The 14,643-nt window shown below is 69.4% G+C and carries 12 protein-coding genes and 1 pseudogene; 8 read left to right on the top strand and 5 right to left on the bottom strand.

What is annotated here, in order from left to right; all coding sequences use genetic code 11:
• The 3 genes from ACIA8D_RS41225 to ACIA8D_RS41215 all read right to left on the bottom strand — a co-directional run.
• On the bottom strand, positions 1–149 hold a 149-nt coding region (locus ACIA8D_RS41225; RefSeq protein WP_399240590.1), incomplete at its 3' end, for a helix-turn-helix domain-containing protein.
• Between the two features lie 36 nt (positions 150–185).
• A complete protein-coding gene (locus tag ACIA8D_RS41220; protein WP_399240583.1) occupies positions 186–1,613 on the bottom strand; it encodes a glutamate decarboxylase in 1,428 nt (475 codons plus the stop codon).
• Positions 1,614–1,656: 43 nt separating this feature from the next.
• Positions 1,657–2,949 carry an ion channel protein gene (locus ACIA8D_RS41215; RefSeq protein ID WP_399240581.1) on the bottom strand — a complete coding sequence of 431 codons (1,293 nt, stop codon included), beginning with the start codon at positions 2,947–2,949 and terminating at the stop codon, positions 1,657–1,659.
• Positions 2,950–3,071: 122 nt separating this feature from the next.
• On the opposite strand from ACIA8D_RS41215, the gene ACIA8D_RS41210 reads away from it, so the two are divergent.
• Both ACIA8D_RS41210 and ACIA8D_RS41205 read left to right on the top strand, forming a co-directional pair.
• A complete protein-coding gene (locus tag ACIA8D_RS41210; protein ID WP_399240579.1) occupies positions 3,072–3,830 on the top strand; it encodes a MerR family transcriptional regulator in 759 nt (252 codons plus the stop codon).
• Between the two features lie 158 nt (positions 3,831–3,988).
• Positions 3,989–4,678 (top strand): annotated as a pseudogene (locus ACIA8D_RS41205) (DedA family protein); the annotation flags it as partial.
• 20 nt (positions 4,679–4,698) lie between these two features.
• On the opposite strand, the gene ACIA8D_RS41200 reads toward ACIA8D_RS41205, so the two are convergent.
• Together ACIA8D_RS41200 and ACIA8D_RS41195 are read right to left on the bottom strand one after the other, a co-directional pair.
• Positions 4,699–6,366 (bottom strand): threonine/serine exporter ThrE family protein, encoded by a 1,668-nt coding sequence (locus tag ACIA8D_RS41200; protein WP_399240577.1) that lies wholly within the window; start codon positions 6,364–6,366, stop codon positions 4,699–4,701.
• Between the two features lie 121 nt (positions 6,367–6,487).
• A complete protein-coding gene (locus ACIA8D_RS41195; RefSeq protein WP_385762809.1) occupies positions 6,488–6,979 on the bottom strand; it encodes an inorganic diphosphatase in 492 nt (163 codons plus the stop codon).
• Positions 6,980–7,035: 56 nt separating this feature from the next.
• Here ACIA8D_RS41195 and dacB point away from each other — a divergent pair, with 56 nt between their 5' ends.
• The 6 genes from dacB (at position 7,036) to folE (ending at position 14,555) form a co-directional block, all read left to right on the top strand.
• Positions 7,036–8,532, top strand: coding sequence for a D-alanyl-D-alanine carboxypeptidase/D-alanyl-D-alanine-endopeptidase (gene dacB / locus ACIA8D_RS41190; protein ID WP_399240574.1), 1,497 nt, complete (start codon positions 7,036–7,038; stop codon positions 8,530–8,532).
• Positions 8,533–8,654: 122 nt separating this feature from the next.
• The gene (locus tag ACIA8D_RS41185) at positions 8,655–9,770 is read left to right on the top strand and encodes a zinc-dependent metalloprotease (RefSeq protein WP_399240588.1); all 1,116 of its coding nucleotides are present in this window, start codon (positions 8,655–8,657) and stop codon (positions 9,768–9,770) included.
• Positions 9,771–9,995: 225 nt separating this feature from the next.
• On the top strand, positions 9,996–10,994 hold the full coding sequence (gene tilS, locus ACIA8D_RS41180; RefSeq protein WP_399240572.1) for a tRNA lysidine(34) synthetase TilS: 999 nt from the start codon (positions 9,996–9,998) through the stop codon (positions 10,992–10,994).
• 43 nt (positions 10,995–11,037) lie between these two features.
• Positions 11,038–11,598 carry a hypoxanthine phosphoribosyltransferase gene (gene hpt, locus ACIA8D_RS41175; protein WP_266718689.1) on the top strand — a complete coding sequence of 187 codons (561 nt, stop codon included), beginning with the start codon at positions 11,038–11,040 and terminating at the stop codon, positions 11,596–11,598.
• Between the two features lie 215 nt (positions 11,599–11,813).
• A complete protein-coding gene (gene ftsH, locus ACIA8D_RS41170) occupies positions 11,814–13,829 on the top strand; it encodes an ATP-dependent zinc metalloprotease FtsH (RefSeq protein WP_399240585.1) in 2,016 nt (671 codons plus the stop codon).
• A 120-nt stretch (positions 13,830–13,949) separates the two neighbouring features.
• Entirely contained in the window at positions 13,950–14,555 is a 606-nt protein-coding gene (gene folE / locus ACIA8D_RS41165) for a GTP cyclohydrolase I FolE (protein ID WP_399240570.1), read from the top strand.
• Positions 14,556–14,643: the final 88 nt, after the last annotated feature.

The following is a 14,643-nucleotide window of genomic DNA, read 5'->3' as shown; positions in this document are numbered from 1 at the left end:
ATCAGCGTCTTGGACAGGGCGGTGAAGGTCGGGTAGGGCTCCTTGGCCGCATACGCGGCACGGCGGACGGCCACAGCGTCGTTGAACACGACCCGTGCACACCCGAACGCCTGGGCCAACGCCCGCTGTTGGCCCGGCTCCGGGTACAACCTGAAGGCGGACGACAGGAGATCGGAACTACTCGTCTAGTGATGGAACCCGGTGGCCGCACCCCTGTCCCGCGTGAAGGGATGCGGCTGCCGCCGCAGCTCCGGCAGCAGCCGCCCCAGGTCCTCCACGAGCAGCTCCGCCAGATCGGACGAGAACCCGTTGCGGCACACCACCCGCAGCACCGCCAGATCCTCCCGGTGCGCGGGGAACGTGTACGCCGGCACCAGCCACCCCCGCTCCCGCAGCCGCCGCGACACGTCGAACACGTCGTACGCCGTGACCTCGGGCGCCGTGGTGAACGCGAACACCGGCAGCTCGTCGCCGCGCGTGAGGAGCTGGAAGTCGCCCAGCGCCTCGATCCGTTCCGCGAGACCGCGCGCCACCTGCCGCGTCGCGTGCTGAACGGCCCGGTAGCCGTCCCTGCCGAGGCGCAGGAACGTGTAGTACTGGGCGACCACCTGCGCCCCCGGCCGCGAGAAGTTGAGCGCGAACGTCGGCATGTTGCCGCCCAAGTAGTTGACCCGGAAGACGAGTTCCTCCGGCAGCGCCTCCGCGTCCCGCCACAGCGCCCAGCCGACCCCCGGGTAGACGAGCCCGTACTTGTGCCCGGACGTGTTGATCGACGCCACCCGCGGCAGCCGGAAGTCCCACACCAGGTCCGGGTCGAGGAACGGCGCCACCATCGCGCCCGAGGCCCCGTCCACGTGCACGGGGATGTCGAGACCCGTGCGCGCCTGAAGGTCGTCGAGCGCCGCGCACAGCTCGGCGATCGGCTCGTACGAGCCGTCGAAGGTCGAGCCGAGGATGCCGACGACGCCGATCGTGTTCTCGTCGCACAGCTCCGCCGCGGCGGCCGGGTCGAGGTGGAACCGCTCGCCCTCCATCGGGACCTGCCGCGCCTCCACCTCCCAGAAATTGCAGAACTTCTCCCAGCAGACCTGCACGTTAACGCCCATGACGAGATTGGGGCGGGCCTCGCGCGAGGGGTAGCGGTCGGCGTTCCCGAGGGTCCAGCGGCGCTTGAGCGCCATCCCGGCGAGCATGCACGCCTCGCTCGACCCGGTGGTCGAACAGCCGACGGCGGTGGACGGATCGGGCGCGTTCCACAGAACGGCGAGCATCGCGACGCAGCGCCGCTCCAGCTCCGCCGTCCGCGGGTACTCGTCCTTGTCGATCATGTTCTTGTCGCGGCACTCGCCCATCAGGACGCCCGCCTGCGGCTCCATCCACGTCGTGACGAAGGTGGCGAGGTTGAGGCGCGCGTTCCCGTCCAGCATCAGCTCGTCACGGACCAGTTGGTACGCGGTCGTGGGCGCGAGCGGGCCGTCCGGAAGCCGGTGCTTGGGCGGGGCGTCGGTCATCCCGGCCGTCGGATTCGCCTCGCCGTAGAAGGGGTTGACGGGGACCGGGCGCTCGTCGGGCTTTCCGTAGCGGTCGGCGGGGCTCTGGTGCAGTGGTGACATGAGTGCAACTCCTTTACGGAAAGGGGGGAGTTGGGGCGAAGCGTCAGTGGATTGCCGAGCCGTCCTCGGAGAGTTGCATCTGCGGGCGTCCCGTCACCAGGAGCCAGGCGGGCAGCGACGCGACGCACATCAGGGCGATGATCGCGGGGGACGCCACCAGGACGGCCGCCGTGAAGAGGCTGACCCAGCCCTGCCGGGTGACCGCCAGCAGCACCCCGAGCACACCGGCCGCGATGCCGACCGACGGGTTCACGCCGGGCACGAGCGCGTGCGCGAACAGGCCGAAGGCCGCGCCCACGAAGACCGCGGGGAAGATCCGGCCGCCGCGGAACCCGCACGTCGCGGCGACGAGCAGCGCCGCCAGCTTCACCACGGTCATCAGCGCGAACTCCCCGGCCGACCAGTGGTCCGGCGACCCGGCGATCTCCTTGACCTCCGCGAGCCCCTTGAACAGCGTCAGTTCGCCGCCGAGCGCCCCGAGCAGACCGAGCACGAGCCCGCCCAGCGGAAGCGTCAGCATCGGGTGGCCGAGGCGGCCGAAGGCACGGTGCACGTAGGGGAAGGCGTAGACGGCTGCCATCGCGAACACCGCGGCCGCGCACGCGACCACGATCGCCGCCAGCACGTCCGCCCAGCCGGGGTCGCTGAGCGGCGGCAGGCCGAGGTCGAAGGAGGGGGAGGCGAGCAGCGAGGTCGTCATGGAGCCCGCGGCCGCCGCCAGCAGTGGCCCGAACATGTTGTCCCACAGCGAGCCCTTCATCGGCATCGCCTTTCCTGCCAGCGTCTCCGAGACGAGCAGTGCGGCCGCGATCGGCGTACCGAACAGGGCGCCGACGGTCGCCGCCGTGGCCAGGCTCACCCACATCGTCGTGGGCGACTTCGGCGCCAGCTTCTTGCCGAGCCAGAACGCGAGCCCCACGTTCACCGCGATGATCGGGTTCTCCGGGCCCAGGCTCGGCCCGCCGGCCAGCATCAACGCGGCGGACAGCGCGAGCCCCGGCAGTACGTACGGGGGCAGCGGCGCCTCGCCGCCGAGCCCCATCGTGGCCGGGTCGGGGCCGGCGTGGCCGGGCGCCTTCCACACCACGAGCCCGACGAGGACGCCCGTGACGGTGAGCATCACGATGATCCACAAGGCGGAGTACCCGCCGATGCCGAGGGCGTCCGGCAGGTCCTCCCACACCAGACCGGCCAGCTCCTCCGCGATCCAGTCGAGCGCGAGGAACAGCACGCTGCACCCGACACCCACCACCAGAGCGGGCAGGACGAACGGCAGCAGCGTGCGAGCGGAGACGGCGGGCGGGGGCGGCGATTCGATCTCGGTATGCGTGCTCACGGCGCCACTTTAAGCGGACATAAAAGTCATAACACCCCGAAAAATCGCCGAAGGGATCGACTTGCACCTCACGTGACGTGAGGACCCAAGCTGAATGACGTACGAGGAAGGAGGTACGGCGGATGAGTTACTCCGTCGGCCAGGTCGCCCGGTTCGCCGGGATCACCGTGCGCACCCTGCACCACTACGACGAGATCGGGCTGCTCGCCCCGAGCGAGCGCAGCACGGCGGGGCACCGCCGGTACGGCGAGGGCGACCTCGACCGGCTCCAGCAGGTCTTGTTCTACCGGGAGCTCGGCTTCCCGCTCGACGAGATCCAGGCCCTGCTGGACGACCCGGAAGCCGACCCCCGCGAGCACCTGCGGCGCCAGCACGAACTGCTGACCGTCCGCATCGAGAAACTGCAGAAGATGGCCGAGGCCGTCGAACACGCCATGGAGGCACAGAAGATGGGCATCCAGCTCACCCCGGAAGAGCGCTTCGAGGTCTTCGGGGACAAGGACCCCGAGGAGTATTCGGAGGAGACCGAGCAGCGCTGGGGCGGCACGGCGGCGTACGCCGAGTCGCAGCGGCGGGCTGCGACGTACTCCAAGGAGGACTGGCTGCGCATGAAGGCCGAGAACGACGACTGGCTCGCGCGCTACGCGGCCCTCGTCGCGGCCGGCGAACCGGCGGACGGCGAGCGCGCCATGGACCTGGCCGAGGAGCACCGCGACCAGATCTCGCGGTGGTTCTACGACTGCCCGCACGAGATGCACGCCTGCCTCGGCGCCATGTACGTGGCCGACGAGCGCTTCAAGGCGTACTACGACGCGCTGGGCGAGGGCGTCGCCGACCACCTGAGCGAGGCGATCCACGCGAACGCGGTCCGGAACGCCTGAAGCGCCGGAAACGTCCGAGTGACAGGTATGCCACAGTTCCCGCACAGTGCATCCTGAGAGGGCTACTGGAACCTGGCGGGGCGACCCGGCGTTGATAACTTTGCATCGCCATTGCCTTGCCCTGCCTTTGTCACCAAGCCCCTCAGGAGTCCGGACCCGTGATGACGCTTGCTCTAGGACCAAGCTGGCTGGACCCGGACTATCTGCTGAACACCTTCGGCATCTGGGGCCTGCTGCTCATCGTGTTCGCCGAGTCGGGTCTGCTGATCGGCTTCTTCCTGCCGGGCGACTCGCTGCTGTTCACCACGGGTCTGCTGATCACCTCGAAGCAGCTCGACTTCCCGCTGTGGGGCGCGATCGGGCTGATCTGCCTCGCCGCGATCCTGGGCGACCAGGCGGGCTACATGTTCGGCAAGAAGGTCGGACCGTCCCTCTTCAAGCGCCCCGACTCGCGGCTGTTCAAGCAGGAGAACGTGCAGAAGGCGCACGAGTTCTTCGAGAAGCACGGCCCCAAGTCCCTGGTCCTGGCCCGCTTCGTGCCCATCGTCCGGACGTTCACGCCGATCATCGCGGGCGTCTCCGGCATGAAGTACCGCTCCTTCCTCACGTTCAACGTGATCGGCGGCGTGCTGTGGGGCGCGGGCGTGACGCTGCTCGGCTCCTGGCTCGGCAACATCGAGTTCGTGCACAAGAACATCGAGGCGATCCTGATCCTGATCGTCCTGGTCTCGGTGGTGCCGATCGCGATCGAGTTCCTGCGGGCCCGCGGCAAGTCGAAGAAGGAAGCCGCCCGCTCCGCGCAGGCGGGGGAGGCGGCAGGCCCCGGCGACATCCCGCCCGCCCCGCCGCGCCGCCGCCACGCGAAGCGCTAGAAACCCCTCGTGCGCTTGGCCGCGCGCCGCCCCGCGGCGCCCGGCCCCTGCAGGAACAGGCGGGAGATCTCGCCACCGAGGTTCACCCCGATCGCGATGGCGAGGGCGAGCGCCGCAGCCTTGGACAGCGAGGTGAGCCCGCCGTTCACATCGCTGTGGGCGATCGCCAGCAGACCGAAGTACGTCGACGAACCGGGCAGCAGCGGGCCGATCGCAGCCGTGACGTACGGCAGCGCCGAGGCGAACTGGTACCGCGAGAAGAGCTGCCCGAACAGGCCCACGAGCCCCGCCGCCGCGGCTGTGGCGGCCACCGGCGAGATCCCGCCCTGATAGTGCAGGGCCCCGAAGATCGCGCCCGCGACCCCGCCGTTGAGCGTCACGGCGATCACGGTCGCCTTCTCCTGCTGCAACAGCACGGCGAAGGCGAGCGACAGCGACATCGACGCGACGATCTGCCAGACGGGCCGGGTGTTGGCGCCCAGCGCCTGTTCCGGGTTGAGCTCGGCGTTCAACTGCACGCCTACGTAGAGCATGATCAGGACGCCGATGACGATGCCCACGAAGAAGTACATGACTTCCAGGAGGCGCGCGGCGGCCGTGATGTAGAAGCCGGTCAGACCGTCCTGCACACCGGCGACGAGCGCCCGTCCGGGGAGCAGTGCGAACAGCCCACCAGTGATCACCGCGGACGCCTTCACGTCCACGTAGTTGTGCGCGAGCGTCAGCGCGATGCCCATCGCGGCGGGCGGCATCGCGGCCACCGTGAACTGGTAGAACTCCGGGAACCCGCGCCCCGCGCAGAGCCACGCGAGCCGGTCGCCGAGCATCGCGCCCAGCGCGGCGACGACGAACACCAGCACGTCACCCCCGACCAGGATGGAGGCCGACCCGGCGAGCAGCCCGCTCGCCGCGGTGAGCGCCCAGCCCGGGTAGGGGTGCCGGTTCCTGCGGATCTCGGCGAGGCGCCGGTAGGCCTCCTCCAGGGAGACGTCGGCCTCCTCGTCGCTGATGTCGTCGACGAGCCGGTACACGGCCGCGAGGCGCGTGTAGTCGGTGCCGCGCCGCCGCACGGTGCGCGAGGCCGTCACCGGGTCGTCCACCAGCGACGGCTGGAAGCTGATCGACAGGAGGGTAAACGTTACTGTCGGCTCGCAGCGGTCCAGCCCGTAGGACCGGCACACGGCGAACATCGCCGCCTCCACGTCCTCGGCGCCCTCACCACCGGCGAGCAGCAGCTCCCCGATACGCAGCGTCAGGTCGAGCACGCGCGGAACGGCGGGGCCGGACTCCTCGTCGTGCTTCTGGACCAGTTCGGGGGCGGGCCGCTCGGCGACCGGCATCCGCAGCATGGTGCGCATCCGGTCCTGCCAGGGCGCCTCCTTGGCCAGCCTGACCATGGGGATGCCCTGCGGCGGGGTGAACGCGGGCGGCGACTCGCGGGCGCTGTACGTCCGGGGCGGCGTGAACGCCGAGCCCTCCGTGTCCACCGGTTCCGGCGCCTGCACGCTCAGCCCATTGGGCACCGCGAACTCCGACGTGGTCGACGACTCCTCGTCGACCACCGGGGGCGGCGTGATGATCCCGATGGGCTGCGTGAACGCGCTGCGCGCCTCGTCGGACTGCGGCTTGCGGTCCTCGGGGGCCTCGGACTCCCGCTCCGTCACCTCTGTCGTTCCTCGCCCTTCACATCGCTGCGTATCGCTGTACTGCACGTAAGCCTCAGTATGCGCACAGACACGCGAACGGGCCGCCCCAGGGGGGCGGCCCGGATGTGAACGCTGGGGCTCAGTGGCCGCCGTTGTCCTGCGCGCGCTTGTAGGAACGCTCGATCTCGGCCTCGGCCTCGGTACGGCCGACCCAGTCGGCGCCCTCGACGGACTTGCCGGGCTCCAGGTCCTTGTAGACCTCGAAGAAGTGCTGGATCTCCAGGCGGTCGAACTCGGAGACGTGCTGAATGTCGCGCAGGTGCTCCATCCGCGGGTCCGTCGCCGGAACGCACAGCAGCTTGTCGTCGCCGCCGGCCTCGTCCGTCATCCGGAACATGCCGATCGCGCGGCACTTGATGAGGCAGCCCGGGAACGTCGGCTCGTCCAGGATGACCAGGGCGTCCAGCGGGTCGCCGTCCTCGCCGAGGGTGTCCTCGACGTAGCCGTAGTCCGTCGGGTAGGCGGTCGACGTGAACAGACGACGGTCGAGGCGGATGCGACCGGTCTCGTGGTCGACCTCGTACTTGTTCCGCGATCCCTTCGGAATCTCGATCAGAACGTCGAACTCCACCGGTGGCTCCTCAATGATCAACACAAACGTCTGGTGGTTAAGTGTCCCCTACGCAGATGTGTGATCGCGAAAGGGGCTGGTCCGCGGTGCCGGAGCCGAAGGCTTCGCAGCTCGTGAAGAGTGCGGCGAAGACTGTTGCCGGATCCAAGACCAAGCACGTCACGGTGGGCGCGACGGCGGTGGGTCTCGCCCTCGCGGCCGTCGTGGCGGTCGCGGCCGGTCCCTGGGACGCTTCGGGTCAGCGTAAGGCCGAGGCCGACCGGGCCGCCTCCTCGGAGGCCGGAGGTGGCACAGATCACGGCCGGACGGCCGAGGCGGCGCCGAGCGCGCCCGTGGTCCTCGCGGCCCCCGGCGCGTCCGTGCCGGGCCCCACGAAGAGCGCGCTGGCCGACGTCCTCGACCCGCTGTTCAAGGGCTCCGAGCTCGGCGCTCGGCGCACGGCCGCGGTCGTCGACGCCGTCACCGGAAAGAGGCTCTACGGAAGGTCCTCGGGTGACACCCTCACCCCGGCCTCCACGACGAAGCTGGCCACGGCGGTCGCGGCCCTCTCGGCCGCGGGCCCCGACCACCGCATCACCACCCGTACGGTCCTGGACAAGGGCGCCAAGAAGCTGATTCTGGTGGGCGGCGGCGATCCGACCCTGACCGCCCGCGAGAAGAATCCTTACGGTGCCGCCGACCTGGGCACTCTCGCCGACGAGACCGCCAAGGACCTCAAGAGGCGCGACCTGGGCGAGATCACCCTCGCGTACGACACCTCGCTGTACTCGGGCCCCGACATCCACCCCATCGGCCCCAACGAGAACCTCGCCCGGGTCACCGCGCTGATGGCCGACGAGGCCCGCACCGACGACTCCGACAGCGGACCGGCGACGCGCGAGGGCGACCCGGCGGCGGCCGCGGCGAGGAAGTTCGCGGACCTGCTCAACGACCGCGGCATCAGGACCAAGGGCGCCCCGGCCTCCGGCAAGGCGTCGGACAAGGCGGAGAAGCTCGCCAAGGTGTCCTCGCCGCCGCTGTCCGCGCTCGTCGAGCGGATGCTGACGCACAGCGACAACGACATCGCCGAGGCACTCGCCCGGCAGACCGCGATCGCCGCGGGCGGGAGCCACGACTTCGAAGGCGGCGGCAAGGCCGTCAAGAAGCAGCTCGACAAGCTCCGCCTCCCCCTCAACGACACCCATTTCGCCGACGGCAGCGGCCTCGACCGCGCCGACAAGGTCTCCGCCGACCTGCTCACGGGGCTGCTCGCCAAGGCCGCCGACCCGTCCCACCCCGAGCTGCGCTCCGTCCTCACCGGCCTCCCGGTCGCCGGCTTCACCGGCACCCTCGCGAGCCGCTACGAGGACGCGGCCGACGCCTCCGGAACCGGCCTGGTCCGCGCCAAGACCGGCACCCTGACCGGCGTCAACACGCTCGCCGGGACGGTCGTCGACGCCGACGGACGTCTCCTCGTCTTCGCCTTCATGACCGAGGGCGCGACCGACCCCAAGGCCGCCCAGTCGGGCCTCGACCGCCTGGCCTCCTCCGTCGCGAACTGCGGCTGCAGGTGAACCCTTAAGGGTTCACAGGGGCCGAAGTGGGGCGGCACTCCGGGGCCGACCCCTCTTCCCGTACGCGAGGGGTCACGTACCGTTGACGCATGACGAGCCTCGGCGGTGCTGCATCTTCGGGAATGGTCGACTGGAACCTCGCGGTGGCGACCGCGACCCGACTCGTACGACCAGGTCCCGAGGTCAGCCGGGACGAGGCACGAGCGGTCGTCGCCGAGCTGCGCCGGCACGCGAAGGCCTCCGAGGAGCACGTACGGGCGTACACGCGCATGGCGACCGACGCCGACCACGACACCCCGGTGCTCGTGGTCGACCGGCCCGGCTGGGTGAAGGCCAACGTCGCGGGCTTCCGTGAGGTCCTGCGGCCGCTGCTCGACAAGATGAACGAGCGGCGCGGCTCGGGAGCCGGACCCGCCGTGCTCGGCGCGGTCGGCGGCAAGGTCACCGGCGTCGAACTGGGCATGCTGCTCTCGTTCCTGTCCTCCCGCGTCCTCGGCCAGTACGAGACCTTCGCCCCCGCCACCCGCGACCTGCCCGCCGCGCCGAACGGCGGCGGCAGGCTCCTCCTCGTCGCGCCGAACATCGTGCACGTGGAGCGCGAACTCGACGTGGAGCCGCACGACTTCAGGCTCTGGGTCTGCCTCCACGAGGAGACGCACCGCACCCAGTTCACGGCCGTGCCCTGGCTGCGCGACCACCTCGAGGGCGAGATCCAGTCATTCCTGGAGGAGACCGAGGTCGACCCGACGACGTTCCTGGAGCGCGTACGGGAAGCGGCCCAGTCGCTCGCCGGAGGACGCCCCGAGGGCGAGGAGGACGACGGCGGCCGCTCGCTCGTCGAACTGGTGCAGACCCCGGCGCAGCGCGAGATCCTCGCCCGCCTCACCGCCGTCATGTCGCTGCTCGAAGGGCATGCGGACTACGTGATGGACGGTGTCGGACCGGCCGTCGTGCCGTCCGTCGAGGAGATCCGCGAGAAGTTCCAACAGCGCAGGCAGAAGGGTGCTTCCCGGCTCGACCTGGCACTGCGCAAGCTGCTCGGCCTCGACGCCAAGCTGCGCCAGTACCGCGACGGCGAGAAGTTCGTCCGGGCCGTCGTCGACGAAGTGGGCATGGACGGCTTCAACCGCGTGTGGACGTCCCCCAACACGCTGCCGACCAAGTCGGAGATCGCCAAACCGGCGGACTGGGTCGCGCGGGTGCACAACAGGACGGACGGCGCTCACGAAGCCCCGTAAGGCACGCCCATAATTGCTCAGGATCACCCATCCGAGGGACCGTAGGCCGTGGGCTGGCGTGCAATGCTCGGGGAACCGCTCGGCTCTGTCACCATCGACACACTCTGCGTGACTGATCTCACCCGGTCACCGTTGAGCGAATGAGCCGGGTCAGCCGGCGCTGGTCCGGTTCGAGTTGTCCAGCAGCGCCCACCCCCCAAGACAACGGAATGAAGGGAACCGGACATGGGTCCCCATCCTGCGGTCGCGGCGATACGCCTGGCGGTCCGCCGCGTCCTCCACGACATCCTCAACGACTCCGCCGCGGACGCCGAGCCCGTGGTGCTCGTCGCCTGCTCCGGCGGGGCCGACTCCATGGCCCTCGCCTCCGCCCTCGCCTTCGAGGCCCCCAAACTCGGCATCCGCGCCGGTGGCATCACCGTCGACCACGGACTGCAGCCCGGCTCCGACGCCCGCGCCGAAGACGTCGTCCTGCGCCTGACCGCCCTCGGCCTGAAGCCCGTCGAATCCGTCGCCGTCGATGTGGGCCGCGGCGGCGGACCCGAGGCGGCCGCCCGCGACGCCCGCTACGCCGCCCTCGACGCCGCCGCCGAGAAACACGGCGCCGCCGCCGTCCTGCTCGGCCACACCCGCGACGACCAGGCCGAGACCGTCCTGCTCGGCCTCGCCCGCGGCTCCGGAATCCGCTCCCTGTCCGGCATGGCCGCGATGTCCGGGGCCGGCGGCCGCTACCGACGCCCCTTCCTGACGCTCGACCGGCAGACCGCCCGCAAGGCCTGCCTCGTCCAGCACCTGCCCGTCTGGGACGACCCGCACAACACCGACCCGTCGTACACCAGGTCCAGACTCCGCCACGAGGGTCTGCCCGCCCTGGAGAAGGCACTCGGCAAGGGCGTCGTCGAGGCGCTCGCCCGTACGGCCCAGTTGTCGCGCGACGACGCCGACGCGCTCGACACCTGGGCCCGCGACGCCGCCGAGTCCGTACGGGACGCGGCCGGACTTCTCGAATGCGCCAAGCTCTACGCCCTGCCGCCCGCCGTCCGCCGCAGAATCCTGCGGAAGACGGCCATCGAGGCCGGCGCCCCGGCCGGTGCGCTGTTCGCCCGGCACATCGAGGAGGTCGACCGCCTGATCACGGGATGGCGGGGCCAGAGAGAGATCAATCTGCCGGGCAAAGTTCTCGCTCAGCGGCAGGGTGGCAGACTGGTCATCCGGCAAGGCTGACTCGACTCTCACGTCGCGGCGGCCGGTGGGACGACCGAAAGTGATGCGGGTGGACGCGAAAGACATGGGCACCGACCTTCAGTCGGTGCTCATCACCAAGGAAGAGATCGACGCGAAGCTGGCCGAGCTGGCCGCGAAGGTCGACGCGGAGTACGCGGGCAAGGACCTGCTGATCGTCGGAGTCCTCAAGGGCGCCGTGATGGTCATGGCCGACCTGGCTCGCGCCCTGTCCACCCCGCTCACCATGGACTGGATGGCGGTGTCCTCGTACGGCTCGGGCACCCAGTCCTCCGGCGTCGTACGGATCCTCAAGGACCTCGACACCGACATCAAGGACAAGCACGTCCTGATCGTCGAGGACATCATCGACTCCGGTCTGACGCTGTCCTGGCTGCTCACCAACCTCGGCTCGCGCGAGCCCGCCTCCCTCGAGGTGTGCACGCTGCTGCGCAAGCCCGAGGCGGCCAAGGTCGACATCGACGTGAAGTGGGTCGGCTTCGACATCCCGAACGAGTTCGTGGTCGGTTACGGCCTGGACTACGCGGAGAAGTACCGGAACCTGCCGTTCGTCGGCACCCTGGCGCCGCACGTCTACGGCGGCTGAGGAGCCGTCAGACCTGCTCGCCGGGGGCGGGAACCCTCGCGGGCTTCCCGCCGTTGGAGCATGCGAAGGGCAGATTCCCGGTCGTCCCCTGCGGCTTCGGGTGACAATGCTGGGGTACCGTCCGAAGAACAGTTCTTCAAACAGCTACAACAGCACCAAACAGCCTTATCAAACTCACTATGGCAGGAGGGACGGGGCGGCACCGCTCCGTATGGATGGACGTGAAGCGATACTTCCGTGGGCCGGTCATGTGGATCGTGCTGGCCGTCCTTGCCGTGGTCGTGTTGATGCAGGTCGTCGGTTCGTCCGGCGGCTACAAGACGGTGGACACCGGCCAGGTAATTCAGGCCATCAACGACAACAAGGTGGACTCGGCCAAGCTGACCACCGGCGATGAGAGCACGATCAAGGTCGAGCTGAAGGACGGCCAGAAGGTCGACGGCTCGAACAAGATCCAGGCCAGCTACATCGGCGACCAGGGCGTCGACGTGGCCAAGAGTCTCCAGGCCAAGTTCGAGGACAAGCAGATTCCGGACGGGTACACCGTCTCGCCGTCGAAGCAGAACCCCTTCGTGGGCATTCTGCTCTCGCTGCTGCCCTTCGTTCTCATCGTCGTCGTGTTCCTGTTTCTGATGAATCAGATGCAGGGCGGCGGCTCCAAGGTCATGCAGTTCGGCAAGTCCAAGGCCAAGCTCATCACCAAGGACACCCCCAAGACGACGTTCTCCGACGTCGCCGGCAGCGACGAGGCCGTCGAGGAGCTCCACGAGATCAAGGAGTTCCTCCAGGAGCCGGCCAAGTTCCAGGCCGTCGGCGCCAAGATTCCCAAGGGCGTACTCCTGTACGGCCCGCCCGGAACGGGCAAGACGCTCCTCGCGCGCGCTGTCGCGGGAGAAGCCGGCGTCCCGTTCTACTCGATCTCCGGTTCCGACTTCGTCGAGATGTTCGTCGGTGTCGGTGCCTCCCGTGTCCGTGACCTCTTCGAGCAGGCCAAGGCGAACGCCCCGGCGATCGTCTTCGTCGACGAGATCGACGCGGTCGGCCGGCACCGTGGTGCCGGGCTCGGCGGCGGTCACGACGAGCGCGAGCAGACGCTCAACCAGCTGCTCGTCGAGATGGACGGCTTCGACGTGAAGGGCGGCGTCATCCTGATCGCCGCCACGAACCGGCCCGACATCCTCGACCCGGCGCTGCTGCGTCCCGGCCGTTTCGACCGCCAGATCGCGGTCGACCGTCCGGACATGCAGGGCCGTCTGGAGATCCTCAAGGTTCACCAGAAGGGCAAGCCGGTCGCTCCGGACGTCGACCTGTCGGCCGTCGCCCGCCGTACGCCGGGCTTCACCGGTGCCGATCTCTCCAACGTGCTGAACGAGGCCGCTCTGCTGACGGCCCGCTCGGACCGGAAGCTGATCGACAACCAGATGCTCGACGAGGCGATCGACCGTGTGGTCGCGGGCCCGCAGAAGCGGACCCGGATCATGTCGGACAAGGAAAAGAAGATCACCGCGTACCACGAGGGCGGTCACGCCCTGGTCGCGGCGGCCTCGCCGAACTCCGACCCGGTCCACAAGATCACGATCCTGTCCCGCGGCCGCGCGCTCGGGTACACGATGGTGCTTCCGGAAGAGGACAAGTACTCGACCACGCGCAACGAGATGCTCGACCAGCTCGCCTACATGCTGGGCGGGCGCGCGGCCGAGGAGCTCGTCTTCCACGACCCGACGACGGGTGCCGCGAACGACATCGAGAAGGCCACCGGTACGGCCCGCGCGATGGTCACGCAGTACGGCATGACCGAGCGGCTCGGCGCGATCAAGTTCGGCGGCGACAACACGGAGCCCTTCGTGGGCCGCGAGATGGGCCACCAGCGCGACTACTCGGAAGAGGTCGCCGCGCTCGTCGACGAAGAGGTCAAGAAGCTCATCGAGACGGCGCACAACGAGGCCTGGGAGATCCTCGTCGAGAACCGCGACGTTCTCGACAACCTGGTTCTCGCGCTGCTCGAGAAGGAGACGCTGAACAAGGAGCAGATCGCCGAGATCTTCGCTCCGATCGTGAAGCGCCCGGCCCGCCCCGCGTGGACCGGCTCCAACCGCCGCACCCCCTCGACCCGCCCGCCGGTGCTCTCCCCCAAGGAGCTGTCGCTGACGAACGGGGCGAACGGAGCGTCGCCCGCCATCGAGTCCACCACCCCGGTGGACACGGTGAAGGAAGAGCGCCCCGAGAGCTGACCGGCCCCTCACAGGGCAGGCCAGACCCGGAATGCAGGCCGCGTCCCCCACGCTTTACGGTGTGGGAGACGCGGCCTTTGCGCGGTCGCGCGCGGATGTAAGTAGAGAAAGAGGCACCAGATGACCGACCCGGTGACGCTGGACGGCGAGGGCTCGATCGGCGAGTTCGACGAGAAGCGGGCCGAGAACGCCGTTCGCGAGCTCCTCATCGCGGTCGGCGAGGACCCGGATCGCGAGGGCCTGCGGGAGACGCCGGGACGGGTCGCCCGCGCGTACAAGGAGATATTCGCGGGCCTGTGGCAGAAGCCCGAGGACGTCCTGACGACGACGTTCGACCTGGGGCACGACGAGATGGTCCTGGTGAAGGACATCGAGATCACCTCATGCTGTGAACATCACCTTGTGCCGTTCGTCGGGGTGGCCCACGTGGGCTACATTCCGTCGAGCGACGGCAAGATCACGGGCCTCTCCAAGCTGGCGCGTCTGGCGGATGTCTTTGCCCGTCGACCGCAGGTCCAGGAGCGTCTGACGACGCAGATCGCGGACTCCCTGATGGAGATCCTGGAGCCGCGCGGCGTCATCGTCGTCGTCGAGTGCGAGCACATGTGCATGTCGATGCGGGGGGTGCGAAAGCCCGGCGCGAAGACGATTACGTCGGCCGTGCGCGGTCAGCTGCGGGACTCCGCCACCCGCAACGAGGCGATGAGCCTGATCATGGCGCGCTAGGGCTTGTCGTTTGGATCAGGCCGGGCTCGCGGGGCCTGGCACGCACGCTCGCGGCGTTGTCGTCGGTCGACGACGCTCCGCGTCGCCT

This window comes from Streptomyces sp. NPDC051684, assembly GCF_044453445.1.
Lineage (GTDB): Bacteria > Actinomycetota > Actinomycetes > Streptomycetales > Streptomycetaceae > Streptomyces.
The sequence above is the reverse complement of the archived record's forward strand: the minus strand, read 5'-3'. Positions and strand labels throughout refer to the sequence as shown.

Bases quoted from the DNA above. Each gene is read 5' to 3' on its own strand.
- ACIA8D_RS41220 (WP_399240583.1), bottom strand. From the start codon at position 1,613: ATGTCACCACTGCACCAGAGCCCCGCCGACCGCTACGGAAAGCCCGAC.
- ACIA8D_RS41210 (WP_399240579.1), top strand. From the start codon at position 3,072: ATGAGTTACTCCGTCGGCCAGGTCGCCCGGTTCGCCGGGATCACCGTG.
- dacB (WP_399240574.1), top strand. From the start codon at position 7,036: ATGTGTGATCGCGAAAGGGGCTGGTCCGCGGTGCCGGAGCCGAAGGCT.
- ACIA8D_RS41185 (WP_399240588.1), top strand. From the start codon at position 8,655: ATGGTCGACTGGAACCTCGCGGTGGCGACCGCGACCCGACTCGTACGA.
- tilS (WP_399240572.1), top strand. From the start codon at position 9,996: ATGGGTCCCCATCCTGCGGTCGCGGCGATACGCCTGGCGGTCCGCCGC.
- hpt (WP_266718689.1), top strand. From the start codon at position 11,038: ATGCGGGTGGACGCGAAAGACATGGGCACCGACCTTCAGTCGGTGCTC.
- ftsH (WP_399240585.1), top strand. From the start codon at position 11,814: ATGGACGTGAAGCGATACTTCCGTGGGCCGGTCATGTGGATCGTGCTG.
- folE (WP_399240570.1), top strand. From the start codon at position 13,950: ATGACCGACCCGGTGACGCTGGACGGCGAGGGCTCGATCGGCGAGTTC.